Source organism: Roseinatronobacter bogoriensis DSM 18756, from assembly GCF_004366635.1.
Classification (GTDB): Bacteria; Pseudomonadota; Alphaproteobacteria; order Rhodobacterales; family Rhodobacteraceae; genus Roseinatronobacter; species Roseinatronobacter bogoriensis.
The window spans coordinates 35,222-58,953 of record NZ_SORN01000009.1; the positions used below are offsets into that span (position 1 = coordinate 35,222).

23 protein-coding genes and 1 tRNA gene are annotated in these 23,732 nt (G+C 58.0%); 16 read left to right on the forward strand and 8 right to left on the reverse strand.

From position 1 onward, the window contains the following. Nucleotides 1–108 precede the first annotated feature (108 nt). Complete coding sequence (hemJ, locus tag EV660_RS15550; protein ID WP_184409764.1) at nucleotides 109–546, reverse strand: protoporphyrinogen oxidase HemJ; 438 nt, start codon at nucleotides 544–546, stop codon at nucleotides 109–111. A gap of 379 nt (nucleotides 547–925) precedes the next feature. Here hemJ and EV660_RS15555 point away from each other — a divergent pair, with 379 nt between their 5' ends. From EV660_RS15555 to dnaQ, 4 genes are read left to right on the forward strand one after another with little or no spacing between them, the layout of a single operon-like run. After that, nucleotides 926–1,519 (forward strand): Maf family protein, encoded by a 594-nt coding sequence (locus tag EV660_RS15555; RefSeq protein ID WP_071479964.1) that lies wholly within the window; start codon nucleotides 926–928, stop codon nucleotides 1,517–1,519. Continuing rightward, complete coding sequence (locus EV660_RS15560; RefSeq protein WP_071479965.1) at nucleotides 1,516–2,343, forward strand: shikimate dehydrogenase; 828 nt, start codon at nucleotides 1,516–1,518, stop codon at nucleotides 2,341–2,343. Before EV660_RS15555 ends, EV660_RS15560 begins: the two co-directional genes overlap by 4 nt. Continuing rightward, on the forward strand, nucleotides 2,340–2,927 hold the full coding sequence (gene coaE, locus EV660_RS15565; RefSeq protein ID WP_071479966.1) for a dephospho-CoA kinase: 588 nt from the start codon (nucleotides 2,340–2,342) through the stop codon (nucleotides 2,925–2,927). Before EV660_RS15560 ends, coaE begins: the two co-directional genes overlap by 4 nt. Beyond that, a complete protein-coding gene (gene dnaQ, locus EV660_RS15570; protein ID WP_071479967.1) occupies nucleotides 2,920–3,618 on the forward strand; it encodes a DNA polymerase III subunit epsilon in 699 nt (232 codons plus the stop codon). Before coaE ends, dnaQ begins: the two co-directional genes overlap by 8 nt. Nucleotides 3,619–3,665: 47 nt before the next feature. Here the strand turns inward: dnaQ and secB are convergent, their stop codons facing one another. Both secB and EV660_RS15580 read right to left on the reverse strand, forming a co-directional pair. Continuing rightward, nucleotides 3,666–4,190 (reverse strand): protein-export chaperone SecB, encoded by a 525-nt coding sequence (secB, locus tag EV660_RS15575; RefSeq protein ID WP_071479968.1) that lies wholly within the window; start codon nucleotides 4,188–4,190, stop codon nucleotides 3,666–3,668. A 73-nt stretch (nucleotides 4,191–4,263) separates the two neighbouring features. Beyond that, the gene (locus EV660_RS15580) at nucleotides 4,264–4,719 is read right to left on the reverse strand and encodes an FxsA family protein (RefSeq protein ID WP_071479969.1); all 456 of its coding nucleotides are present in this window, start codon (nucleotides 4,717–4,719) and stop codon (nucleotides 4,264–4,266) included. Nucleotides 4,720–4,826: 107 nt separating this feature from the next. Between EV660_RS15580 and EV660_RS15585 the strand changes: the two genes are divergently transcribed. The 8 genes from EV660_RS15585 to EV660_RS15620 all read left to right on the forward strand — a co-directional run bounded on the left by EV660_RS15585 (nucleotide 4,827) and on the right by EV660_RS15620 (nucleotide 11,246). After that, entirely contained in the window at nucleotides 4,827–5,495 is a 669-nt protein-coding gene (locus EV660_RS15585; protein WP_071479970.1) for a Tim44/TimA family putative adaptor protein, read from the forward strand. Nucleotides 5,496–5,755: 260 nt separating this feature from the next. Next, nucleotides 5,756–6,100 (forward strand): Smr/MutS family protein, encoded by a 345-nt coding sequence (locus EV660_RS19070; RefSeq protein WP_311638545.1) that lies wholly within the window; start codon nucleotides 5,756–5,758, stop codon nucleotides 6,098–6,100. Nucleotides 6,101–6,265: 165 nt separating this feature from the next. Then, on the forward strand, nucleotides 6,266–7,393 hold the full coding sequence (gene tgt, locus EV660_RS15595; RefSeq protein ID WP_071479972.1) for a tRNA guanosine(34) transglycosylase Tgt: 1,128 nt from the start codon (nucleotides 6,266–6,268) through the stop codon (nucleotides 7,391–7,393). A gap of 15 nt (nucleotides 7,394–7,408) precedes the next feature. Then, a complete protein-coding gene (locus tag EV660_RS15600) occupies nucleotides 7,409–8,107 on the forward strand; it encodes a phosphatidylserine decarboxylase (protein ID WP_071479973.1) in 699 nt (232 codons plus the stop codon). Nucleotides 8,108–8,109: 2 nt separating this feature from the next. Beyond that, entirely contained in the window at nucleotides 8,110–8,841 is a 732-nt protein-coding gene (gene pssA / locus EV660_RS15605; protein ID WP_071479974.1) for a CDP-diacylglycerol--serine O-phosphatidyltransferase, read from the forward strand. A gap of 78 nt (nucleotides 8,842–8,919) precedes the next feature. Beyond that, a tRNA-Asp gene (locus tag EV660_RS15610) sits at nucleotides 8,920–8,996 on the forward strand. Nucleotides 8,997–9,124: 128 nt separating this feature from the next. Next, nucleotides 9,125–9,805 carry a D-lyxose/D-mannose family sugar isomerase gene (locus tag EV660_RS15615; protein ID WP_071479975.1) on the forward strand — a complete coding sequence of 227 codons (681 nt, stop codon included), beginning with the start codon at nucleotides 9,125–9,127 and terminating at the stop codon, nucleotides 9,803–9,805. A gap of 124 nt (nucleotides 9,806–9,929) precedes the next feature. Then, nucleotides 9,930–11,246: an ABC1 kinase family protein gene (locus tag EV660_RS15620; RefSeq protein ID WP_071481936.1), complete on the forward strand. Its 1,317-nt coding sequence runs from the start codon at nucleotides 9,930–9,932 to the stop codon at nucleotides 11,244–11,246. A 45-nt stretch (nucleotides 11,247–11,291) separates the two neighbouring features. Here EV660_RS15620 and EV660_RS15625 read toward each other — a convergent pair whose 3' ends face one another. Further along, nucleotides 11,292–14,999, reverse strand: a complete 3,708-nt coding sequence (locus tag EV660_RS15625) for an efflux RND transporter permease subunit (protein WP_071479976.1) — start codon at nucleotides 14,997–14,999, stop codon at nucleotides 11,292–11,294. Then, nucleotides 14,996–16,096, reverse strand: a complete 1,101-nt coding sequence (locus tag EV660_RS15630) for an efflux RND transporter periplasmic adaptor subunit (RefSeq protein ID WP_071479977.1) — start codon at nucleotides 16,094–16,096, stop codon at nucleotides 14,996–14,998. Before EV660_RS15630 ends, EV660_RS15625 begins: the two co-directional genes overlap by 4 nt. 221 nt (nucleotides 16,097–16,317) lie before the next feature. On the opposite strand from EV660_RS15630, the gene EV660_RS15635 reads away from it, so the two are divergent. From EV660_RS15635 to EV660_RS15650, 4 genes are all read left to right on the forward strand, one after another. Next, the gene (locus EV660_RS15635; protein ID WP_071479978.1) at nucleotides 16,318–16,968 is read left to right on the forward strand and encodes a hypothetical protein; all 651 of its coding nucleotides are present in this window, start codon (nucleotides 16,318–16,320) and stop codon (nucleotides 16,966–16,968) included. 70 nt (nucleotides 16,969–17,038) lie between these two features. Then, nucleotides 17,039–18,355: an outer membrane protein assembly factor BamB family protein gene (locus EV660_RS15640; RefSeq protein ID WP_071479979.1), complete on the forward strand. Its 1,317-nt coding sequence runs from the start codon at nucleotides 17,039–17,041 to the stop codon at nucleotides 18,353–18,355. A 73-nt stretch (nucleotides 18,356–18,428) separates the two neighbouring features. Then, nucleotides 18,429–19,880, forward strand: coding sequence for a ribosome biogenesis GTPase Der (der, locus tag EV660_RS15645; protein WP_071479980.1), 1,452 nt, complete (start codon nucleotides 18,429–18,431; stop codon nucleotides 19,878–19,880). 165 nt (nucleotides 19,881–20,045) lie between these two features. Continuing rightward, on the forward strand, nucleotides 20,046–20,408 hold the full coding sequence (locus EV660_RS15650; protein ID WP_071481937.1) for a Fur family transcriptional regulator: 363 nt from the start codon (nucleotides 20,046–20,048) through the stop codon (nucleotides 20,406–20,408). A 39-nt stretch (nucleotides 20,409–20,447) separates the two neighbouring features. Here EV660_RS15650 and EV660_RS15655 read toward each other — a convergent pair whose 3' ends face one another. Genes EV660_RS15655 through EV660_RS15665 form a run of 3 tightly spaced genes read right to left on the reverse strand, consistent with a single transcriptional unit; the run spans nucleotide 20,448 to nucleotide 23,708 of the window. Further along, nucleotides 20,448–21,170 carry a thiamine ABC transporter ATP-binding protein gene (locus tag EV660_RS15655; RefSeq protein WP_071481938.1) on the reverse strand — a complete coding sequence of 241 codons (723 nt, stop codon included), beginning with the start codon at nucleotides 21,168–21,170 and terminating at the stop codon, nucleotides 20,448–20,450. Next, nucleotides 21,157–22,734 carry a thiamine/thiamine pyrophosphate ABC transporter permease ThiP gene (locus tag EV660_RS15660; RefSeq protein WP_232727348.1) on the reverse strand — a complete coding sequence of 526 codons (1,578 nt, stop codon included), beginning with the start codon at nucleotides 22,732–22,734 and terminating at the stop codon, nucleotides 21,157–21,159. Before EV660_RS15660 ends, EV660_RS15655 begins: the two co-directional genes overlap by 14 nt. After that, nucleotides 22,731–23,708 (reverse strand): thiamine ABC transporter substrate-binding protein, encoded by a 978-nt coding sequence (locus EV660_RS15665; RefSeq protein ID WP_071479981.1) that lies wholly within the window; start codon nucleotides 23,706–23,708, stop codon nucleotides 22,731–22,733. Before EV660_RS15665 ends, EV660_RS15660 begins: the two co-directional genes overlap by 4 nt. Nucleotides 23,709–23,732: the final 24 nt, after the last annotated feature.

The window sequence follows — 23,732 nt, forward strand, 5'->3', positions numbered from 1 at the left end:
CCGCACCAAGTGCAGGAGATCTGGTCATTGCTTCGAATGAAACACATCCCGCCGGACGGCAGGTGTCCCATTCGTTTATAAAAATAAGGTGCCAGAGTCAATCCGACTTCAGAATTTCACCACGACTGACAGAACGATCACCACCATCATCACAGTCGGGACTTCGTTCATCATCCGGTAATTGCGCCCGGTAAGTGAATTTGCCCCTTCTGCAAAGATCCGACGGCGCCGCGCACACCACATGTGAAACCATGTCATGCCGATCAAGCCGATGAATTTACTCCAGGGCCAGACGGATGACCAGTCAACCACACCAGGAATGGACACCATCATAAGCCCGGTAACCCATGCAACGATCATGGCAGGGTTCATGATGACCCGAAGCAGCTTTTCTTCCATTGTCTGGAAAACAGCATCCATCTTCGCACCTTCAGACCGTTCAACATGGTAGACGAATAATCTGGGAAGATAGAACAACCCTGCCATCCAGCTGATCACAGCCATGATGTGCAGTGCCTTGATCCAGAAGTAGAAGTCACTCAGCATTTTAGCCTCTTCACTGTTCGGCTATTACTTAAATAAAAAAGATAGAGAAGGGAATGATGTAGTAGTAAGGGCTGTGGATATGGGGATAAGTTTTCCATTCACAGAGTTATCCACAGATGCTCTCGGTTGAAATAATAGCTTTGATAAAAATATCTCATTTTATATCATAGACTTAGTTTGGAACGAATCGCGAAAAGATGTCAATCTCTGTTTGGCTTTAGCATTTTTGCACAGCAGGGCGGTGCTGACTTATCCCGTGTGGACAATTCGCCAGGAAGGCTTGCGATATTGACCGCGACATGCCAGCACTCTTCTGGCGTGGGGATATCCCATCAGATAGCAACCGTTTATCACTCTGCTTGATCACAAGGTTATCCACATGGCGCTTGTCCTGGCTTCAGGTTCGGAAATCAGACGCATGATGCTGGAACAGGCTGGCTTCTCGCCAGAGGTAAGTGTCGCGCACGTGGATGAAACAGCGATTATCGCGGCATTGATCGCAGAGAAAGCCAGTCCACGAGATATTGCCGACACTCTCGCCGAAGCCAAGGCACGCAAGATTTCAGGCAAGATTCCGGGACGGCTGGTGTTGGGCTGTGATCAGGTGCTCGCCCATAAGGGCGCGATCTTTGAGAAGCCTTTGACCATTGAAAGTGCGCGTGATCAGTTGCGTTTGCTTCGTGGTGGCACGCATCAGCTTTTGTCGGCGGCGGTGCTGTACGTGGACCACGAACCCGTCTGGCGGCATGTTGGTGTTGCGCGACTGACGATGCGGAATTTTTCCGATACCTATCTGGAGGGGTATCTGGCCCGCAACTGGCCGGCCATTGGCACTTCTGTCGGTGGGTACAAGTTGGAGGAAGAGGGTGTGCGGCTGTTTGCGCAGATTCAGGGCGATTATTTCACTATTCTTGGGCTGCCCTTGCTGGAATTGTTGAATTATCTGGCCTTGCGAGGAGAAATTGAAGGATGAGCAAGATTCCATTGGCCGGCGTCATCGGCTGCCCTGTCGCGCATAGCCGCTCGCCTGTTTTGCATGGTACTTGGTTGCGTCAATATGGGCTGAAGGGGCATTATGTGCCGCTGCATGTTGAAAAAGACGATTTGCCGCAAGTTCTGCGCGCGCTTCCGCAAATGGGGTTTGTAGGGGTCAACGTTACCATCCCCCACAAAGAAGCGGCATTGGCATTGGCTGATATAGTATCTCCAATGGCACGCGCTATTGGTGCCGCCAATACGCTGACTTTTGAAGAAGGTCAGATTCGTGCTGATAATACAGACGGTTACGGGTTTCTTCAAAACTTGCGCGAGGGTGCTCAGGATTGGCAGCCGACCAACGGCCCCGCGCTTGTCCTCGGTGCGGGAGGTGCTGCGCGCGCTGTAATTGTGGCCTTGGCAGATGCAGGGGTGCCCCAGATCTGGCTGAGCAATCGCACTCGAACCCGTGCAGAAACGCTACAGGCTGAAATTTCTGCACCTATTACACTCATTGATTGGGCAGACTGGACGCAAGCTGCGCAGGATGCGGCATTGATTATCAACACCACCTCTCTGGGTATGGCTGGCCAGCCCGCGCTGGACCTTGCCGATGGCCTGTTCAATTCCGGATCAGTGGTCACAGATCTGGTCTATACACCGCTGGAAACCGAGTTCTTGCGACAGGCGCAGAAAAGCGGCTGCGTCACCGTTGATGGGTTGGGCATGTTGTTGCATCAGGCCGCGCCGGGGTTTGAGCGTTGGTTTGGACATAAGCCAGAAGTAACCGAAGCCTTGCGTGCTGCGGTTCTGGGCAAATGAAGCGCCCTTACCGCCTTGGGCTGACCGGCTCTATCGGGATGGGGAAAAGCACCACGGCCGGGTTTTTCCGGGATATGGGCGCGCCTGTCTGGGATGCCGATGCGGCTGTTCATCGTCTATATGCCAAAGGTGGCGCGGCAGTTGCCCCGGTGGGGGCGCTTTGCCCGGAAGCCGTAATTGATGGGGCGGTAGACCGCACCGTCCTGAAAGACTGGATAGCGGCAGACAAATCCGCGCTGCCGCAGCTTGAATCGGTCGTCCACCCACTTGTAGCACAAGACCGGGAAGCCTTTGTCGCAAAAGTGAAAGGGCCGTTGGTGGTGCTGGACATTCCGCTGTTGTTCGAAACGGGGGCACAGGTTGACGGGGTTCTTGTCGTGACAGCGCCCGAAGCCGTGCAGCGCGCCCGCGTGCTGTCACGACCGGGAATGGATGAGCAGCAATTTGACTCGATCCTGGCGCGGCAGATGCCGGATGCCGAAAAACGCGCCCGTGCAGATTTTGTGATACAGACCACAGATATGGACACTGCACGAGATGAAGTTACAAAGCTCGTGGCAAGACTGGAGGCAGAACATGCGTGAACTGGTGCTGGATACTGAAACCACAGGGTTTGAGCCCAGCGAGGGACATCGCATTGTCGAGATCGGTATTGTCGAACTGGTCAATCTTATGCCGACAGGCAGGACGTACCATCAATATATCAACCCGAAACGGCCAATGCCGACCGAGGCCTTTGAGGTGCATGGGCTTGGTGATGACTTTTTGCGTGACAAGCCCCTGTTCGAAGAGATTGTTGATGCATTTCTGGAGTTTGTCGCTGGTGACAGGCTGGTTATTCATAACGCGGCTTTTGATATGAAATTCCTGAATGCCGAACTGGAATGGTCAGGTCGACCGGTGCTGCCATTTGATCGCGCCTTTGACACGCTGACTCTTGCGCGCAAGAAGTTTCCGGGCTCTCCGGCGTCGCTGGATGCGCTATGCCGTCGATTTTCCATTGATAACTCGGCCCGCTCAAAACACGGCGCGCTGCTTGATAGTGAAATTCTGGCTGAAGTGTATCTGGAACTGGCTGGCGGACAGCAGCCGGATTTCGGGCTGTCATCGCAGCCCGCGCAGGGCAGTGTCAGCGCACAACAGCGCGCGGCCCCATTGCCGCGCAGGCCGCGCCAATTGCCATCGCGCCTGACCGAAGCAGAAGCGCAGGCACATGCGGCATTTGTTGCAGCACTTGGCGAAGAGGCTGTCTGGAAGAAATACCACAGCACATGAAAAAGCCCCCGGCAAAGGGGGCTTGATCGGTAACGGAATAAGCAGCCTCAGTTGGCAACCGGCGCATCGCCTTTTTGTGCCTGAAGCGCTGCCTGGCGCTGCAATTCCTGTTTGTAAAGTGCAAGGAAATCAACAGTATCCAGATTCAGTGGCGGAAAGCCCCCATCGCGGGTGACGTCCGAGATGATGCGGCGCGCGAAGGGGAAGATCATGCGCGGGCATTCGATAAGAAGGAATGGGTGCAGTTGTTCTTGCGGCACGCCTTCGATCTGGAACAGGCCGACATAATCAAGCTCGATGATGAACAAGGTCTGCCCGTCTGATTTGTTCTTTGACGTGATCTTGAACTTCGTGCCGATTTCGTACTGGTTTTCGGTTTCGCGCTTGTTGGCGTCGAGGCTGACTTGCACCTGAATGTCGGGCTGGACGTTCGAGCCTTGCAGCTTCTTCTGTGCCGCCACATTCTCGAAGGACAGATCACGCATGAACTGTGCAAGGATGCGCATGTTCACTTTCGGGGGTGTTGCAGCCGCGGGCTGGGTTCCATTACCCTTTGGGTCGGTTTCAGTCATAAAAAATGCTCCTTACATATGTTCATCTGTGCGTCTTGACTGGCGCAGCTTGTAGCAGTGCGCCCGGTTCGGCTCAATCCCGCTTTTCCTGATCGTCCAGCCGCCGGTTTGTCGGGATGTCCGTGTCGGGGCGGTGTTCAAACTCACCCTCGATAATCACTGTTTCCTCGCGGCGATGCGCGGCACGCAGATTCTTGAACAACTGCGTCAGGACAAGCGTCCGCACCGGGGGCAAAAGCAGCAGGAAACCGACAAGATCAGTGAAGAACCCCGGCAACACAAACAGCACAGCACCAATCATGCGAATGGCGGAATGGGCCATCGGGCTGGCGGGGCTGGCATCGCGGTCCAATGCTGCGCGCACGTCATGCGCATTGCGGTGCGGTTCCAGTCTGATCAGAACCAGCCCTATCGCAGCGGTTGCAAAAATCTCGGCCAGTGTCCCGATCACACCGAGTTGTGCGCCAATCTGCACAAATAAGGCGATTTCAAGGATAGGAATGGCCAGAAAAACCAGTAAAATCCACATTACTTCGTCCTTCTCGCAGGTGACATGGTCGCATGTGGTGGACTTGACCCGCAACCCACCTTACATAGGCATGGCACCCGCCATACCAACCCTTGGCCGAGGAAACAATGGAACCTGCCGTGATCCAGCTACTTATTCTTGCCGGAATAGCTGTCTTTTTGATTTTGCGTTTGCGATCCGTCTTGGGATCGCGGGATGGCTTTGAACAAAAACCTTTGCCGCGACAGGGGTCTGAACCTGATGCCGTTGGCAAACCTCGCTTCGAAGTGATCGAAGGTGGCCCCGATACCGATATCACAGATCATGTGCCAGAAGGGTCTGATATGGCCAAGGCGCTGGCGAGGATGAAGTCGGTTGACCCAGATTTCAGCGTTGATGAATTCTTGCAAGGCGCGCGTGGGGCATATGAAATGATCCTTATGGCGTTTGAATCATCGGATCTTGACCCGATCCTGCCATTCTTGTCGCGCGATGTGTTCAACAGCTTCGACGAAGTTGTTCAGCTGCGCGAGAATGAAGGCTTGCGGGTGGACGCCACATTCGTTGGCTTGCGCGAGTTGAGCATTGTTGATGCCGTGTTCGATGAAGCCACCAAGGAAGGCGAGATCACGATCAAGTTCATTGGTGAACTGACATCGGTGGTGCGTAAGGCCGATAGCGGCGAAGTCATCGAGGGCGATCCGAACGAGATCAAGCGTCAGAAAGACGTGTGGACATTTGCCCGCGATATGAGCTCGGACAGCCCCAACTGGAAGTTGGTGGCAACTGGCGAATGAACCGCCGTCGGCGAGGGTTATCGCCGGAAGATCAGGAACTCTGGGGCCGCGTGGTGCAAACTGCGCGGCCTTTGAAATCTGACTACAAGCCGGCACCGCAGCCAGAGCCTGCGCCCAACCCGGTACCACCAAAAAAGCCCGCCTTGCGCGCAACGCCAGAGATGGCGCGCGGCAGTTTTCGCCCTACGCCGTCCCGGCCGCCCCCTGGCCACGATTTGGCGCACCCCTTATCTGAGGCGCTGGCGAAAGTGCCAGTGCGCATGGACAAACGGAAATTCCAGCGCCTGAGCCGGGGAAAGCTAGACCCGGAAGCGCGGATCGACCTGCATGGCATGACCCTTGCACAAGCGCATGGTGCGTTGAATGGGTTCATCTTGCGTGCGCAGGCGCAGGGGTTGCGGCTGGTTCTGGTGATTACGGGAAAAGGGAAAACCGTAAGCGACGATGGCCCCATTCCGCGCAGACAGGGGGCGCTGAAGCATGATGTGCCGCAATGGCTGCGCATGGCGCCTTTGAATGGCTGTGTGCTTGAGATACGCGAGGCACATGCCCGTCACGGTGGCAGCGGCGCGTATTATGTGTATCTGCGCAAAACGCGCGCGTAGCGGCTTTGTGCGCGGGGGCGTCGCCCACCCGCCCACCCGCTTGCCCCCGCGCACAAAGCCGCTTTGGTCCAGCGGCGGGGTTTGAGTATTTTCAGCAAGAAAATGTACAAGGCTTGGCAAAGCACAAGTTTTGCGCCAAACGGACACAAGAAGAGGGCAGGGTACATGGGTTTCAGTTTCAAGATTTCTGCGCGTGACGGGCGTGCGCGAACAGGCGCGATTTCGACACCGCGCGGCGACATACGGACCCCCGCTTTCATGCCAGTGGGAACGGCAGCTACGGTCAAGGCCATGATGCCGGAGTCTGTGCGCGAAACAGGCGCCGATATTCTGCTGGGCAACACCTATCATCTGATGCTGCGCCCCACATCCGAGCGGATTGCAGCGCTTGGCGGTTTGCACAAATTCATGAACTGGGATCGCCCGATCCTGACGGACTCAGGCGGCTTTCAGGTCATGTCGCTTGCATCATTGCGCAAGCTGACGGAAGAGGGGGTCCGCTTTTCCAGCCATATAGACGGGTCGCGCCATTTGCTGACGCCAGAGCGGTCGATGGAAATACAGCGCCTGCTCGGGTCTGATATCGTCATGTCCTTTGATGAATGCACCCCCTGGCCTGCCGATGAGAAAACGGCGCGTGCGTCGATGGAATTGTCGATGCGCTGGGCGAAAAGGTCGCGCGATGCCTTTGGGGACCGCCCCGGTCATGCCTTGTTCGGAATACAACAGGGTTCTGTCTACCCTGATCAGAGGGCCGAAAGTGCCGAAAAGCTGCGCGCGATTGGTTTTGATGGTTATGCAATCGGTGGTCTGGCTGTGGGCGAGGGGCAGGAGCTGATGTTTCAGGTTCTGGATTATGCGCCGGGCCAGCTGCCAGATGACAAGCCGCGTTATCTGATGGGCGTGGGCAAACCGGATGATATTGTGGGTGCAGTCCAGCGTGGTGTTGACATGTTTGACTGTGTGCTTCCGTCACGTTCCGGGCGGACAGGGCAGGGCTGGACCGCGCACGGCCCGGTTAATTTGCGCAATGCCCGTCACCGTGACGATCCGCGCCCTCTGGAAGAGGGGTGTTCCTGTCCGGCCTGCCGAAATTACAGCCGCGCCTATCTTCATCATGTGATCAAGAGCGATGAGATCATCGGCTCCATGTTGTTGACCTGGCATAACCTGACCTATTACCAGCGCCTTATGCAGGGGTTGCGCGATGCGATCGCCGCTGGCACGCTTGAACAGTTTGTGGCCCGTTTCCATGCGGAACGCGAACAGGGCGACATTGACCCCGCAAACTAGATTGAAGGAAGCCAAATGGCCGCTGACATGCTCTCGACAGTGATCAAGCCGATCCACAAGGAAGGCTACAAATTCATTGGTATCTTTGCTGCGGTGACAGTCTTGCTGTTCCTGTTATGGCAGCCATTAGGTTGGATAGGCGTCGTGCTGACGGTCTGGTGCTACTATTTCTTTCGTGACCCGGATCGCCAGACCCCCATACGCGATGGTTTGCTTGTCAGCCCCGCCGATGGCGTCATCTCATTGATCGAGCCTGCTGTCCCCCCGGCTGAGCTTGAGATGGGGGAACAGGCATTGACCCGTGTTTCGGTGTTCATGAACGTGTTCAACTGCCATGTGAATCGCGCACCGATTGGGGGCAAGATTGCCAAGATCGCCTACCGACCCGGCAAGTTCCTCAATGCTTCTCTGGACAAGGCAAGTGCTGATAATGAACGCAATTCACTTGCAATCGAGATGCCCGATGGCCGCAAGATTGCCGTTGTCCAGATCGCTGGTCTGGTTGCACGGCGCATATTGTGTGAAGTCAAGGAAGGGCAGGCGCTTGCGACAGGTGAAAGATTTGGCATGATCCGGTTTGGCTCTCGGGTCGACGTCTATCTGCCGGAAGGGGTCGAGCCGATGGTTGCCCTGGGCCAGACAATGATCTCGGCAGAGACGGTCATTGCAGACCTGAGCATCGCAGAGCCACGCCGCTTGGCCGAGGTCCGCTAGACATGACGCGAGAGCGTTTGCCCCTTTTGCAGCTTGTGCCCAATCTCGTGACCATTTTGGGAATGTGTGCCGGGCTGAGTGCCATTCGCTTCACTTTTGACGAAAGATATGAACTGGCCGCAGCACTGATCATATTCGCGGCGGTTATGGATGGGTTTGACGGTATCCTTGCGCGCAAACTCAACGCGGCAAGCTCCTTCGGGGCAGAGCTGGACAGCTTCGCAGATTTTGTCAGCTTCGGGGTCGCTCCGGGCATATTGGTATTTGGCTATGCTCTTGCTGGGCCAATGGCCGGTGTAGGTTGGATTTTCGTTCTGGTCTTTGCGGTCTGTGCCTGCCTCCGGCTTGCCCGGTTCAATATTTCGCGCGCCGCGCCAGACGGAACGACGCAGCGCCATTTTGTCGGCGTTCCGGCCCCTGCCGGGGCCATGTTGGGGCTTTTGCCGGTCTATCTGGGCTTGTCCGACTTGCTCGATCCGTCCCAAGCGCCGGTTTTGGTCGCTTTGTATCTGGCAGGAATCGGCTTGCTGATGGTGTCTCGCCTTCCGACCCCATCACTCAAGGCAGTGCGGATTGCGCGGGAAAATGCGATCTGGATTCTGATCGGTATGACAGCATTCATCGGGTTTCTGTTTTTACGTACATGGATCACGTTGGTGGTTGCCGATATCGCCTATCTTGCTGTTCTGGGCTGGCTTGCGTGGCAACGAAAGCGCGGCAAGCAAAGGACCTGATTTTTGTGTCAGCATCGTTGATTTTTGCAGCTTTGTGCTTGACGCCGGAATACGGATTGCCTAAACGGCCCGTATCGCGCGGTTGTAGCTCAGTTGGTTAGAGTACCGGCCTGTCACGCCGGGGGTCGCGGGTTCGAGCCCCGTCAACCGCGCCACTACAAAAACCCCCGTCTGATGACGGGGGTTTTGTTTTTCAGGACAACGACATCATGCGATTGTCCTTTTGCGAAGCCTCTGGTCGTGACACCCTTGCAAGGGCCGAACAACAAAGATTGAACCTGCCATGAAACGATCTCAGATCAATTCAATCCTGGCTGAAGCAAATGCCTTCTTTCGCAAACATGGCGTGTCTCTCCCTCCTTTTGCCCATCTCTCGCCAGATGCCTTGAAGGCATATGATCACAGCCTGATTGCCCAACGGCGTTTGGGCTGGGATGTAACAGATTATGGTATGGCTGATTTTGCCCGCCTTGGGCTGGTCTTGTTCACACTGCGCAATGGCACGATGGAAGACCTGCAAACAGGCCGGGGCATGGTCTATGCAGAGAAACTGCTAATCAGTCGCCTGTCGCAGATCAGCCCAATGCATCGGCATGTGCTGAAAACCGAAGACATTATCAACCGCGCAGGCGGCACGCTTGTGTTACAGCTTTTCGCATCGACACCAGATGGCAGCCGTGATCCGCAAGCACCCGTCAGTGTTGTGTGTGACGGGATCGTGCGCAGGGTTCCGGCGGGCGGCAAACTTAAACTATCCCCGGGTGAGAGTGTCACCCTGCGCCCCGGAGATTGGCACGCTTTCTGGGCCGAAGATGAAGACTGCCTTGTGGGAGAGGTCAGTACCGTCAATGATGACGAAACCGACAACATCTTCAACCCGGTTCTACCGCGCTTTGCAAGGATCGAAGAAGATGTGAAACCATTTCGCCTTCTGGTCAGCGATTATCAACATTTTCTTGCCTGAAATACTCGCGGGGGAACCCGGCCATCAGGCCGGGTGGGGGCGGCAGCCCCCTGAAGAAAAATCTTGCGAAGCTCATTTCAGTCATCGGCTGGACTTTGGCCTGCGCAACGCCACATTTCCCGATATGCGAAACGACTCCATCATCTCTGCACGTGCTGTCCCACAACGCGCCATTGCGCGCAATCTGCGGATGGGCGGCGTTGCAGGTGGCATCCTGGGGTCAACACTTGGGGTTTTGACTGCTGATTTGTTGCGCGGGCGCAGGCCTGATCTTGCGCAGGCGGCACTGACCCCGGCAAATGCGCTGCGCCTTGCGGGCGGGCTGGGGCATTTGCGGGGCGCTGCTATGAAGCTGGGGCAGATGATGTCCATGGAGAATGGCTTTGCGCTGCCGCCCGAACTGGCTGCAATTCTGGGCCAGTTGCAGGCAAATGCGCCAGCTATGCCGCCAAAACAGCTTAAATCCGTCCTCAGTTCCGAATGGGGCCCGGACTGGCACAAGCAGTTTGCGCGTTTTGATGTGCAGCCGATTGCTGCAGCCTCGATCGGGCAGGTGCATCGGGCGCAGTTGCGCGACGGCAGTGATTTGGCGGTCAAGGTGCAGTTTCCCGGTGTGGCCGAAAGCATAGACAGCGACATTGCCACTTTGGGCAGACTGATGCGCCTGCCCGGTGTCTTGCCAAAGGGGATGGAGATCGCATCCTTGCTGGAACAAGCCCGCGCCCAGTTGCATGAGGAGGCGGATTACACCCGCGAAGCCGTCGCTCTGGAGGGTTTCGGGGCATCTATGCAGGGCGATGACGCCTTCATTGTTCCGCGCTTCCACGCGCGTCACAGCACTTCGCGCATTCTGGCGATGGATTTTGTGGAAAGCACCCCGATAGAAGCTTTGGCCACCGCGCCTGAGGAGGACCGTAACCTTGCGGTGTCTCGGCTCATAACTCTGGTGCTGCGAGAGATCTTTGATTTTGGGTTCATGCAGACGGACCCGAATTTTGCCAATTACCGGCTGGCCCCGAATGGGCGCATAGTTTTGCTTGATTTTGGTGCAACGCGTCGGATCGCGCCGGAAGTCGCCATGCAATACCAAACGCTACTACGGGCTTTTCTGGCGCAGGATCGGCCTGCCATCTGGCAGCAGATGCTCTCGTTGGGTTATTTTTCCCCCGACCAACCCGAAGCGCGGCAGGCGCTGATTGTTGATCTGGCCATTCAGGCCAGCGCACCCTTGCGGCAGGATACACCTTATGATTTCGCGCGCAGCACCCTGATAGAGGATCTGGCGCTGGCCGGCGCCGAACTGGGTGCCGAGCGAGAGTTCTGGCATGTTCCGCCAGCAGACCTGTTGTTCATGCATCGCAAGATTGGCGGCATGTTTCTTCTTGCCCAGCGTTTGCGGGCGAATGTGGCGCTGCGCCCCTTGCTGGAGGGTTGGGCCTGAGAACACCGGGCATTTGTTTGCCCGGTGTCAGCGCGATCTGATCCGCTATTCAGCAGCCTTGAGCGGGGTTTCAGGCGGTAGCGGGTCACCCAGTTGCAGGGGCAACTGCTTCTCCTGGGGTTCCGGGGGCGAATCCCAGATCAGCTCTGCCCCACGTATCGTGCGCAGCTTGCGTTCCAATGCGTGGTCCCGACGCGCGATTGAATCTTGCGCAGAGAATATTCGCACCAGTCCGAAAGCCCCGCGATACGCCCCTTTTTCGACCCAGACGCGGAGTGCCAGTAGCGCGGGCGTCAGCAATAGCGTCAGCACTGTCGCCACACCCAGGCCGAAGACAACGGCCGTGGCCAGCTGCTTCCACCACAGCGCGGTCGGGTTGTCGATGGAATAACCACCATTGGCAAAGTCTATGGACAGCCCCAGCATCATTGGCGTCAGCCCCGCCATGGTTGTCGTGGTGGTCATCAGAACCGGGCGAATGCGCGCCTCGACCGTGCGGATGATCGCTTCGATCCTAGGCATGATCTTGGCATAATTCTGGTAGGTGTCGATCAGGACAATGTTGTTGTTCACCACAATCCCGGCCAGCGCCACGATGCCCGTCCCGGTCATGATGACAGAGAATGTCTGGTCCATGACCAGCATCCCGATCAGCACCCCGGCAGAAGACAATACAACGGCTAGTAGGACCAGTACCGAGTTGTAGAAGCTGTTGAACTGCGTCAGCAGGATCACGAACATCAGCCCAAGGGCCGCGCTGAAGGCGACTGTCAGGAATTGCGTGCTTTCTTCCTGATCCTGTTGTTCACCCGTCCATTCCCATCCGATCGAGTCAGGAAGCGGGTTTTCGCTTTCCAGCCAGGTGGTCAGTGTCTCAATCCGCTCTGTGGCTGTGATTGGCACCTGCCGCCAGCCATTGCGCTCTATCTCGGCAAGGGTCTCGCGCACGCGCTGATATTCGGCAGTGCCCGTTTCATGTTCGCGGGGGACGATCTCTGTGCGTGTCAGCACGCGTATTGTCTGGCCGTCACGATCCGCGATCCGCACAAGCCCGGAACGGACATCTGCCAGCACGTCGTAATAACGTTGCTGGTTTACCCGATCGATCTGACCGCGCGAGGCGACAGTCTCGCTGGTGATGAAGTTCGACAGCGGAACCAGCCCGAAATTGGTCTGCACACGCAATGTGTCCAGCGTTGAGAGAAGGCGGTCCCCTTCAGGCAGGCGCACACGAATATCAATTTCCTCTTCCGAGGTGTCGACCCGCATCGTGTCCAGCAACAAGCCGCGCGTTACCAGTTGTACCATGCCGCCAATGGTTGCCACATCTGCACCGAAACGGCCTGCCATTTCTGTATCGACATTGATCTGCCAATCAATGCCCGGCACGGGGCGCGAATCTTCCAGATCAAACAGACCGGGTGTTTCGGCAAAGCGGTCGCGCACAATCTCGACAGCCGTTTCAAGTTCGGCAAAGTTGTCGCCGGTCAGGCGCAGATGCACAGGCTTGGCCCCGGCCGGGCCGCCAGACGCGATCAGGAATTCGGTATATATCCCCGGAAGCTGTGCAAACTGGCTTTCAAGCCGGTCAAGAATGGCCTGTCCTGTCAGATGTGGTTGTCCCTGACGGTCGCGCCAATGTGCCAGCTCGAACTGAATCTGGCCTATTGCATCGCGGGGCGGGCCTTGGCCTGCGGTATTAGTATTCAGGCCGCCATCGCCCGCAAAGGCAAAAACAGACGAGATTCCATCCTCTGCAAGGGCGATCTCTTCGACCTGCCGCACCAGATTGTCTTTCTGTGTCAGCGAAAGATTGCCGCGCGCGCGCACAAAGATAATGCCCTGCTCTGGCTCTGTCTCGACAAAGAATTCTACCCCGCGGTTGTTTTCGCCGTAGTACTGAAACACACCCATGACAAAGGCGGCGACAGCCACAATCAGAACGACCGGCATGATCGGGTTCCCGACAAAGAGTTTGGCAACATAGCCAGCCGGGGAATAGTGGCGTTCGGCCCTTATCTTCTTGGGTTTTTTCTGTGGTGTTATGGCTGCGAAACTGGTGGAAATGCACATTGCAGACAGCGCCATCAACACTGCCCCCGGCAACATCTGTCCAAGTGATTGTGCCGCTTGGGTGCCCCCTGTCAGCAGGCCGGGGTTCAACAGCATCAACCCGCCCAGAAGCAGACCAGCAACAGACGCCGCTGCCAGTGTCAGGCGGATAGCGAATGGCAGCTTGCGCAGGGCCTCTGTGACATAGCTCAGTTTACGCGCGATGCGCCCTGTGATTCCGCCCAGCACCGGCAGGAAGATCAGTGCGACAACAAGCGAAGCCGTCAGAACGAAGATCAGCGTGACAGGCAGCAGCCCCATGAATTCGCCCGCGACACCAGGCCAGAACAGCATAGGCAGAAAGGCACAAAGCGTCGTTGCTGTGGAAGCGATGACGGGCCAGAACATGCGCTTGGCGGCCTTGACATAGGCTTCCATCGGGCCGTCCCCTTCGGCCAGCCGCTTGTCGGCATATTCCGTGACCACGACCGCGCCATCTACCAGCACACCCACCGCCAGAATAAGCCCGAACATCACGATATTCGACACCGCGACATCCATCAGTCCCAGCAAGATGAAACACAGCAGGAAGGATGTCGGGATCGCCAAACCGACCAGCAGCGCAGAGCGCGCGCCAAGCGCGGCCAGCACCACGATCATCACCAGCGCGATAGCGGTCATGACCGAGCCTTCGAGCTGGGTCACCATCTCACCGGTCTGGATCGAGGTATCCAGCGCCGGGGTGATACGGATAGCGGCCTGCAATTCTTCCGGCCAGGATGCGCGCTCTGCCTCGATCGCTTCGCGCACCTGAGCAGTGGAATCGATGGCGTTAAAGCCCTTGCGCTTGACCACCTGAATGGCAAGGTTCGTCTCTCCGTTGAAGCGGGCAGTCCCTTCGCGGTCGGCAAATGTCTGTCTGATCTCTGCCAGATCGCCCAAGGTCACGACGGAATCGCCATTCACCTTGATCGGCAGGCGGTAAATATCTTCAGGACTGTTGAAGCTGGAAGGGACAGTGACAGAAAAAGCGCCAAGGTCGGTTTCAACCTCGCCCGCGGCGACCAGTTGATTGTTCTGCGTTACAACGCGGATCAATTCACCTGCCGTCACATTATAGGCTTCCAGACGCAGCGGGTCGATCAGCACTTCGACCATCTCGTCGCGCGACCCGGCGATTTCCGCCTCAAGAACCGAATCCAGCCCCTCTATGCGCGATTGCAGATCGCGGGTGGCGCGCAGAAGCGTGCGTTCTGAAACATCGCCAGAAACAGCCACAATGATGATCGGGAACTGCGAGAAGTTGATCTCGGATATGGTGTAATTCTGCGCCCCTTCAGGAAATTTGCCTTCCGCTCGGCCCATCGCATCGCGGATATCGGCCATGGTGGCGGTTTTGTCCCAGCCGAATTCAAACTCCAGCACGGCTGCGGCAAACCCGTCCGCCGAGAAAGCGCTGAGGGTTTTCAGCCCGTCAAGGTCGGACAATTCCGATTCCATCGGCTTGACCAGCATCGTTTCGCCATCGACCGCCGAAATGCCGGGAAAGGGAACAGTGATGATGACCGCGGGAACCTCGATATCGGGTTCACCCTCTTTTGGAAGCGAGATATAGGCAGCCGTTCCTGCCACCAGCACCATCACCAGCAGCGCCAGCACCATGCGCGCGTGGTTGGCGGCCCATGTGACGATTCCGATCATTGCGGCGCCTGTGCGTTATCATCCCATGTCACATGCACCCGTGCCCCTTCGCGGGTGAATTCCTGACCGACGGTGATTGCGCCAATTTCGTCCGGCAGCCCAGCCAGCCAGATGCCATCGCTACTGTCCCGCAAAATCTGGGCGGGGGCGAAGCTGACCAGCCCATCGTCATCTACCAGACGCAACCCCAATTCGCCTGCATCATTCAGTGTCAGGGCGGAACTTGGCAAAAGGTGACCAGTTTGTTCCTGAGCCTGAATAATGATGTCGGCGCTTTGTCCGTCACGTATGCTGCCCTCAGGGTTGGGGATCGTGACATCCACCCGGAAAGTGCGCGTTTGCGCATCGGCGGAGCGCGCAATAAAGCTGACAGTGCCCATAACCTCGCGACCAGAGGCCAGCCGTGCGGCGGCTGGTGCGCCCGTTTCCAGCAGGTCAACCTGCGCTTCTGTTGCAAAGCCGACCAGCTTGATCGGGTCCATCTGGATCAGTGTTGCGCATAAAGCGCCGGGTTGCAGCAGGCTGCCCAGCTCTGCCGTGTCGGTTTCCAACAACCCGTCAAAGGGCGCGTGCATGACAAGCCTTGCCATTTCCTCCACGGCGCGATCGACGCCGGCTTGTGCCGCTTGCAGGGCAGCGCGGGCATTGGCCAGCCTTACGTCGGTTGAAAACCCGCTTTCCGACAGGCCGGATGCTGCGCGGAAATTGATTTCAGCCTCAGCCAAGCGCGCCTGCGCTTCATCCAGTGCTGCCTTGCGCACGCCGGGTGCGACTTCACACAGTCTGTCGCCTGCCTTTACGCTTGCGCCACGACGCAACGGGTCTGATGTGACCAGACCCGAGGTTTCGGAGCGAATCTCGACCTGACGCTGCGCTTCGGTCCTGCCCCGCAGGACAACGGTGCTGGCGACTGGCTGGGCGATAGAACGCTGCGCAAGAACACGCACACGCGTTGCTTCTTGCGCGTCGGTATCAGTGTGCTCCTGAACCTCATCACCAAGGACACCGGCGAATCCCAGAAGGGCTTCGCGTTCCATGATGGAAAGATACAGCACGATGGTTACGAAAAGCGCTGTAACCAGTGGAAAAACGCGCATGTTGGCGACTCCGGTGGGCTTTTGGGTGAAAGTAACTTATCTACGCTAAACTGACCAGTTCAGATTAATTTCGCAGTTGCAGAAAAATACGTGGTCATATGTGCCGTTTCCCCACGGTTTTTACAAGGTCCTGACAGGCTGAGGCGATTCTATGCTTGCAGGGCTTGGCAATAAGCGGTGCTTCGCGGTATGAGAGGCGTAGTTTTTGGCAGAGGTGGCGCGTGAGCAATCCCGACAGTTTTCTAAACGAGGTGACAGAAGAACTGCGCCGCGACCGAATGATGGGCTATCTGCGCAAGTATGGCTGGATAGCTATTCTTGCGGTTCTGCTTATCGTCGGCGGCACAGGCTGGAACGAGTGGCGCAAGGCCACAGAACGGGCCAATGCCGAAGCCTTTGGCGATGCCGTATTGGCAGCGCTTGAGAATAATGACCCGTCAGCGCGCGTCAACGCACTTGCGCAGATTGAGACAACAGGCGCGCAGGCGGGTATGATCCAGTTGCTCAGTGCCGGTGAATTGATCGAGACAGATCGCGCAGCCGCTCTTGCGGCGCTGTCGGCGGCTTCGGAAGATACGGCGCTTCCAGACGCATACCGTCAGCTTGCAGCACTCAAATGGGTCATAGCAGGCGGCACTGACATTCCGATAGCAGAGCGTGAAATGATTTTGGCGGGCCTGACGCAGCCGGGTCAGCCACTGCGCCCGATGGCGCTGGAGCAAACGGCGCTTTTGCAACTTGAGCAGGGAAATCCTGAAACAGCCATTGAAATCATGACTGACTTGTTGTCTCAATCAGATGTATCTGACACGTTGCGTCGCCGGGTGACGCAGCTTGTGGTCGCGTTGGGCGGCGAAGTTGCGCCTCGCTGAGGTGCTTCCCGCCAGTATGATGTATAGTCTAACAAATCCCGAATGTTGCGGGCTGGAGCGATAGGAGCAAATGGTGAAACTCTGGACCTGCGCAAGCCTTCTGGCGATTGCCACATTCGTATCTGCCTGCAACCGCGAATTCATTCTGGAAGGCGAGCGTTTTCCCTTGCGCGCGCCCTTTTCAGAGACTGCGGGTGAAGCCCCGGAAAACCGCGCATTGCCCATATCATTGCCGGCCAGCGCGACGAATGCAGAATGGACGCATCGGCTTGGTTCCCCATCGACGCGCATTGCGCATCCGGCACTTGGCGGCACATTGCAGCAGGTTTGGTCAGTCCCTATTGGCCAGGGTGACGGGCGGCGGCACCGGATTACAGCCGAACCGGTTTCAAGTGGTGGGCTGATCTATACCCTCGACAGCCGCGCGCAGGTGACAGCGGTGACGACCAATGGCGAAGTGGCCTGGACCCGTGACCTGACCCCCGGTTTCACGCGCAGCGCAGATTCGGCTTCTGGCGGTGGTTTGGCGATTGCTGATGGAAAGCTGTTTGTCACTTCGGCCTTTGGGATGCTGTGGGCGCTGGACCTCGCAACAGGGGCGGAAGTCTGGTCCAAACGCTTTGACGCACCGCTTACAGCCGCCCCAACGATTGTGGGCGGCGTGGCTTATGTTGTTGCCAGTAACAGCACAGGTTGGGCGCTGGATGCGTCGACCGGTCAGACCGACTGGCAGATTTCAGGCGCGCCTTCGCCCTCGGCGATGGTGGGCGGCGCGGCCCCGGCAGTTGCCGGTGATTTGGTCCTGTTCCCCACATCGGGTGGCGAGTTGATCGCGGCACGCCGTGATACCGGGCAGATCATGTGGCGCCGTGCGGTGGCGGGCACGCGAATCGGGATGGCCTATGCCTCGGTTACCGATGTGACGGGCGACCCGATTGTGCAGGGCGATGTCGTATATGTCGGCAATCAGTCGGGCCGGATCATGGCATTGAACCGCAGTGACGGGCGCATCATCTGGACAGCGGATGAGGCCGCTTACGGCCCTGTCTGGCCGGTTGGCGGGTCAGTGTTCCTGATGTCGGATCGCAACCGGTTGATCAGACTGGATGCCAGCACAGGTGAATTCATTTGGGGCGAGGCTTTGCCGTTGTTCACCCAGACACGCGAGCGCCGCCGCGCAGAGGTATTCCCGCATTATGGCCCGGTTTTGGCAGGCGGGCGCTTGGTTGTCGGGTCCGGAGATGGGGTGTTGCGCAGTTTTGACCCCGTATCTGGCGCGCTTGTCTCAGAAACAGAGCTGCGCTCCGGCGCAGCCATCGCGCCGATCGTTGTGGGTGGAACGCTGTATGTCGTGTCCCGCGATGGTCGGTTGACGGCCTATCGTTAAGGGCCATTATCAGGTATTGGAACTGCATGGCCCCTGAGTGGGGCCATGTTTGCGTTCAGGAGCATGAAGAGAAATGAGTTTCACCCTGGCCATTGTCGGCCGCCCGAATGTCGGTAAATCGACCTTGTTCAACCGTTTGGTGGGCAAGCGTCTGGCGCTGGTGGATGACCAGCCCGGCGTCACGCGCGACCTGCGCGAAGGTGATGCGCGGTTGGGCGATCTGCGCTTTACCGTGATCGACACAGCCGGGCTGGAAGAAGTCACTGACGAAAGTCTGCAAGGCCGGATGCGGCGGCTGACAGAACGCGCGGTCGACATGGCAGATATCTGTCTGTTTCTGGTAGATGCCCGCACTGGCATTACCCCCACCGACGAAATGTTCGCCGAGATTTTGCGCAAACGCGCAGATCACGTCATTCTTGGCGCCAACAAGGCCGAGGGGCGCGCGGGTGAGGCGGGCGTGCTGGATGCCTATGCGCTTGGGCTGGGTGAGCCGCTGCGCCTCTCTGCCGAACATGGCGAGGGGATGGATGAACTGTATCACATCCTGCGCCCCATCGCTGATGAATTTGCCGAACGCGCTGCGGTAGACGCCCCCGAAACTGACCTTGATGTCAGCGAAGACGCGCCTGAGGATTTCACCCCAAGCGCGAAACGCCCGTTGCAGGTCGCTGTTATTGGTCGTCCCAATGCGGGGAAATCCACGCTGATCAACACCATTCTGGGCGAAGACCGGCTTTTGACTGGCCCAGAGGCCGGGATCACACGCGATTCGATTTCCGTTTCGCTGAACTGGATGGGCACACCCACGCGGATTTTTGACACGGCAGGCATGCGCAAGAAGGCGCGTGTGACTGACAAGGTCGAGAAACTCTCGGTTGCTGATGGCCTGCGCGCTGTGCGCTTTGCCGAGGTGGTTGTGGTGCTGCTGGATGCGGCGATCCCCTTTGAACAGCAGGATCTGCGTATTGCCGATTTCGCCGAGACTGAAGGGCGCGCCGTGGTCATCGCGGTGAATAAATGGGATATCGAAGAGAACAAGCAGGAAAAGCTGAAAGCGCTGCGCGCGGGCTTTGAAAAGCTGCTGCCGCAATTGCGCGGTGCGCCTCTGGTTACCGTTTCCGCCATGACCGGCAAAGGGCTGGACAGATTGCACGCTGCGGTCCTACGCGCACATGAAGTCTGGAATCGTCGCATCTCGACCGCCAAACTGAATACATGGCTGGGCGCTATGGTCGAGGCACACCCACCCCCCGCGCCGGGCGGAAAGCGCATCAAGCTGCGCTATGCGACGCAGGCCAAGACGCGCCCCCCCGGTTTTGTGATCATGTGTTCCAACCCCGAAGAATTGCCCGCCAGTTACACGCGCTATCTGGTGAACGGCTTGCGGGACCATTTTGACATGCCCGGAACCCCGATCCGAATGTTCATGCGGTCGCAAGCAGAAAAGAACCCCTTCAAGGGCCGGAAGAAGGCACCACCATCCAAGCTTCGCAAGCACCTTCAGGGCCGCAAGCCGGACTGAACCATGCGCCATTGCAGCGGTCACATGCGTGAATGCTGCAATGGCGACTTGGCATTTAGCGGTTTTCAGCTTGGCATCGCGCGTTTAAACTAACGCTTGGATGTGGTCGGAGTAAGCAGCGTGAACAAATCCATTCTTGCCCGTCTGGAAGCGCAGGGCCTTCGTATGACAGACCAGCGCCGCACGATCGCGCGCGTTATAGAATCTGCCGAAGGTCACCCAGATGTCGAAGAATTGCATGCCCGCGCCAATGCGCTGGATGCGCGCATTTCGCTGGCGACCGTCTACCGCACGGTGAAATTGTTGGAAGAGACAGGCATTCTGGACCGGTTGGAATTTGGCGACGGGCGTGCGCGGTTCGAAGACAGCGAACGCGCGCATCACGATCATCTGATAGACATGGACACGGGCGAAGTCATCGAGTTCTGCGACCCCGAGATCGAAGCGCTACAGGAAAAAATCGCGCGACGTCTGGGCTATCGGCTGGAAGGGCACAGGCTGGAATTGCTGGGGCGCAAGCTGAAATAGGGCCGCAACCGGCTACGATCTGTGACCCGGTCATATCAGTCATCTTCTATCAGGCGGACCAGACAAAGACGCACCGATATAAGCGCGTAGTGACGCGGGTGGGTTGTCAAGAAGATGCGCGGTTTCAAACGGGCCTTCAGCAACCCCATCGGCCACCAGAATTGTCTGATCCGCTATTGCACGCGCATCGCTGATATCATGTGTCACCATCAGCAATGTCGCGCCCGTCTCGGAACAGATATCGGCCACGAGTTGCAGCATTTCAGCCTTTAGCGCCGGGCCAAGCGCCGAGAATGGTTCATCCAGCAGGACAAGGGGCTTGCGCTGCAACACCACGCGCGCCAGTGCAACGCGGCTTTGTTGCCCACCAGATAATTGGGCGGGACGGCGCGCTTCATACCCGCTCAGCCCGACCCGATCCAGCGCCGCCATGACCTGAGCGCGCTCTGTCTTGGTCAGGCGCAGCGAAGGGCGCAAGCCAAGCGCCACATTGTCAAACGCCGACAGATGCGGAAACAGGTTGTTGTCCTGAAACAGAACGGAAATTGGGCGCAAAGCAGGGCTTTGCCCCGAGATATCGGCATTTGCCCAGATGATGCGCCCTTCGGCCAAGGGTACGAAACCGGCAATGGCCCCAAGCAGCGTGGACTTTCCGGCCCCCGATGGCCCGATCACAGCGACACGCGCGCCCGCCGTGATCTGCAACGCGGCGCAAAGCAGGAAGTCGTCCTGCCGGATTGTCACGGCGTCAAGCGTCAGCAAATCGGCGCCCCCATGCGTCAAATAACCAGAATAGTGCAAGGCTGGACCCTAGCAGAACCAGCGCTGTACCGGCTGCATCGTCCAGCCGGTAGGCGGTCATCAGGCGATAAAGCTGCATGGGCAGGGTTGCGCCTTCGCGTTCTGCAAACAGCATGATCACACCCAGATCGCCCATCGACAAGGCTGCTGTCAGACCGGCAGCGAAACCCAAAGAACGGCGTAGGCGTGGCAGGGTCACGATGCGCAGTCGCACCCAACCATGTAGTCCAAGGCTGTCTGCCAGCCTGCCTTGACTCACCACCACCTCGCGCAGGCCGGGCAGGATAAGCCGCAGGGCAAAAGGCAGCGCCATCCCGGCATTTACAAGCATTGTCACGACCAGCGCGAAATCGCGCGGGTTGCCAAATGGACGGATCAGCAGATACAGCCCTGTTCCGATTACAAGCGGCGAGGCTGCAAGCGCGGCCAGTCCCAGCCATTCCAGCATTGCACCGCGCCCCGGCCCGACCGCTATCACGGCATGGGCCAATGCCAGTGTCATGGCCAAGGTCACACCGGTTGCGCCCAGCGCCACCAGAAGTGACCTGCCCGCCGCCTGCCAGACCTCTGGTGGTAGCCCTGCGACATGTGGCAACCCGCGCAAGGCAACAAGTGCCAGTGGCACCAGCAGAAACAATGCCCCCGCGACAATCAGTGCACCATCCCACAGACGCAGGCTCAAGGTGCCGGTATCAAATCGCTGTACCGGCCGGTCCATTCCGCTACCAAGACCGGATGGCAAGGACACCCGCCATGCCAAAAGCCCCGCGCAGGCGCACAGCCCGAATTGAACCAATGCCAGCATCGCGGCCCGGCCCATATCGAAATCAAACCGGAATGCCTGATATATCGCCAGTTCTACGGTCGTCGCGCGCGGGCCGCCGCCCATTGTCAGCGCAACGGAAAAGCTGGTCAGGCAGATCAGGAAAATGACCAGAAACGCCCCCGGTACCAATTCGCGCAGCATCGGCCATTCCAACTGGCGGAAGTTTTCGCGCGGACCAAAGCCAAGCGTTGCCCCAAGGCGGAACCGTTCGGCTGGAATCGTGGCCCAGCCTTGCAACAGAATGCGCGTGGCCAGCGGCAGATTGTAGAAGACATGCGCCAGAACCACGCCTTGCAGGCCAAAGATGTTCAGTCGACCGAAGCCCAGCCCCTCCAGCCCCTGATTGACCAGCCCGGCGCGCCCGAATACGGCCAGCAAGCCCAGCACCGCCACCAGTGTCGGCAGGATGAAGGGCGCGCCCATCAGCATGATCAGCGCACCGCGCCCAATGAAGCGTCGGCGCGCAAGTGCACGTGCAATCGGGATGGCCAGCAAGACCGACAAAGCCGCAGACCATAGCGCTTGTATCAGGGTAAAGCGCACAGCCGCCCAATCTGCACCGCGCAAGGCAGTCAGCCCTTCGGCGCGCCATGCCACGGCCCCCAGCGCACCGAAATTCAGCACGATCAGCCATGCCGCAACGCCCCCGCCTGCCAAGAGGACAAGAAGGCGCGCGGTCAGGGCCGGGTCGCGTGTCACCGAGTCATGCCCTCCAGCCAATGGGCCAATGCAGGAGAGCGGCGCGCATCGGCCTCATCCTCGGACAGGAAGATTGCAGTTTCGGGCAGGGGAAGGTCGCGGAACACCTCGGGCCATTCGTCGCGCGGAAGGGCCGAAGGGTAGGACCAGTTTGCCGTTGCGATCATCTGCTGAAACTCGTCCGACAGAATATAGGCCATGAAATCACGCGCCAGATCAGGCTGTGCAGCCCCGGCCAGCACACCCGCCGCTTCGGCGATGAAATAATGACCCTCCTCAAAGATTGCCGCAGCCTTGGTGTCATCATCTTCGGCCATGATGTGATAGGCGGGCGATGTGGTATAGCTGAGCACCATGTCAGCCTCGCCATTGGTGAACATGCCATAGGCTTCTGACCAACCCGCTGTGACCGTAACCGTCTTGGCCGCAAGGTTTTCCCAGATGGCTTGCGCGTCATCGCCATAAAGCTGGTCAACCCAAAGCAATAGCGCCAGCCCCGCCCCTGAAGAACGCGGGTCTTGCCAGATCAGCGAAATGTCATCGCGTTCGACCAGTTCGGCAAAGCTGCCGGGTGGTGTTTCCAGCCGCGTGGTGTCATAGACAAAGGCAACATGGGACCAGTTGAATGGAATGAAGATGTCATCTGCCCATTCAACTGGCAGGCTAAGGCAAGTTAAATCCTGCTGATGGTCCGTGAACAGGCCGGTATCGCGCGCGCGCAGCAGTTCATCTGTGCCAAGCCCAATGATCACATCGCCTTCCAGACGCGCGCCGTCCAGCATCAGGCGGGGCAGAACATCGCCCGTGCGAAATTCAACTGTGCAATCACACTGTGCCTCGAACCCCTCTTTGATCGCAGGTCCTGGCCCCCAACTGGACCCGAAATAATCCGGGGCAAGTACGGTCAGCGTATCGGCCTGCGCAGCCCCCGCAAGGGTCATTGCGGCGATGGTCACATAAAGGGGACGTGTCATCTCATTTCTCCATCTCTCTTGCGA

Coding starts and splice junctions, on each gene's coding strand:
- hemJ (WP_184409764.1), bottom strand. CDS start 546: ATGCTGAGTGACTTCTACTTCTGGATCAAGGCACTGCACATCATGGCT.
- EV660_RS15555 (WP_071479964.1), top strand. CDS start 926: ATGGCGCTTGTCCTGGCTTCAGGTTCGGAAATCAGACGCATGATGCTG.
- EV660_RS15560 (WP_071479965.1), top strand. CDS start 1,516: ATGAGCAAGATTCCATTGGCCGGCGTCATCGGCTGCCCTGTCGCGCAT.
- coaE (WP_071479966.1), top strand. CDS start 2,340: ATGAAGCGCCCTTACCGCCTTGGGCTGACCGGCTCTATCGGGATGGGG.
- dnaQ (WP_071479967.1), top strand. CDS start 2,920: ATGCGTGAACTGGTGCTGGATACTGAAACCACAGGGTTTGAGCCCAGC.
- secB (WP_071479968.1), bottom strand. CDS start 4,190: ATGACTGAAACCGACCCAAAGGGTAATGGAACCCAGCCCGCGGCTGCA.
- EV660_RS15580 (WP_071479969.1), bottom strand. CDS start 4,719: ATGTGGATTTTACTGGTTTTTCTGGCCATTCCTATCCTTGAAATCGCC.
- EV660_RS15585 (WP_071479970.1), top strand. CDS start 4,827: ATGGAACCTGCCGTGATCCAGCTACTTATTCTTGCCGGAATAGCTGTC.
- EV660_RS19070 (WP_311638545.1), top strand. CDS start 5,756: ATGGACAAACGGAAATTCCAGCGCCTGAGCCGGGGAAAGCTAGACCCG.
- tgt (WP_071479972.1), top strand. CDS start 6,266: ATGGGTTTCAGTTTCAAGATTTCTGCGCGTGACGGGCGTGCGCGAACA.
- EV660_RS15600 (WP_071479973.1), top strand. CDS start 7,409: ATGGCCGCTGACATGCTCTCGACAGTGATCAAGCCGATCCACAAGGAA.
- pssA (WP_071479974.1), top strand. CDS start 8,110: ATGACGCGAGAGCGTTTGCCCCTTTTGCAGCTTGTGCCCAATCTCGTG.
- EV660_RS15615 (WP_071479975.1), top strand. CDS start 9,125: ATGAAACGATCTCAGATCAATTCAATCCTGGCTGAAGCAAATGCCTTC.
- EV660_RS15620 (WP_071481936.1), top strand. CDS start 9,930: ATGCGAAACGACTCCATCATCTCTGCACGTGCTGTCCCACAACGCGCC.
- EV660_RS15625 (WP_071479976.1), bottom strand. CDS start 14,999: ATGATCGGAATCGTCACATGGGCCGCCAACCACGCGCGCATGGTGCTG.
- EV660_RS15630 (WP_071479977.1), bottom strand. CDS start 16,096: ATGCGCGTTTTTCCACTGGTTACAGCGCTTTTCGTAACCATCGTGCTG.
- EV660_RS15640 (WP_071479979.1), top strand. CDS start 17,039: ATGGTGAAACTCTGGACCTGCGCAAGCCTTCTGGCGATTGCCACATTC.
- der (WP_071479980.1), top strand. CDS start 18,429: ATGAGTTTCACCCTGGCCATTGTCGGCCGCCCGAATGTCGGTAAATCG.
- EV660_RS15650 (WP_071481937.1), top strand. CDS start 20,046: ATGACAGACCAGCGCCGCACGATCGCGCGCGTTATAGAATCTGCCGAA.
- EV660_RS15665 (WP_071479981.1), bottom strand. CDS start 23,708: ATGACACGTCCCCTTTATGTGACCATCGCCGCAATGACCCTTGCGGGG.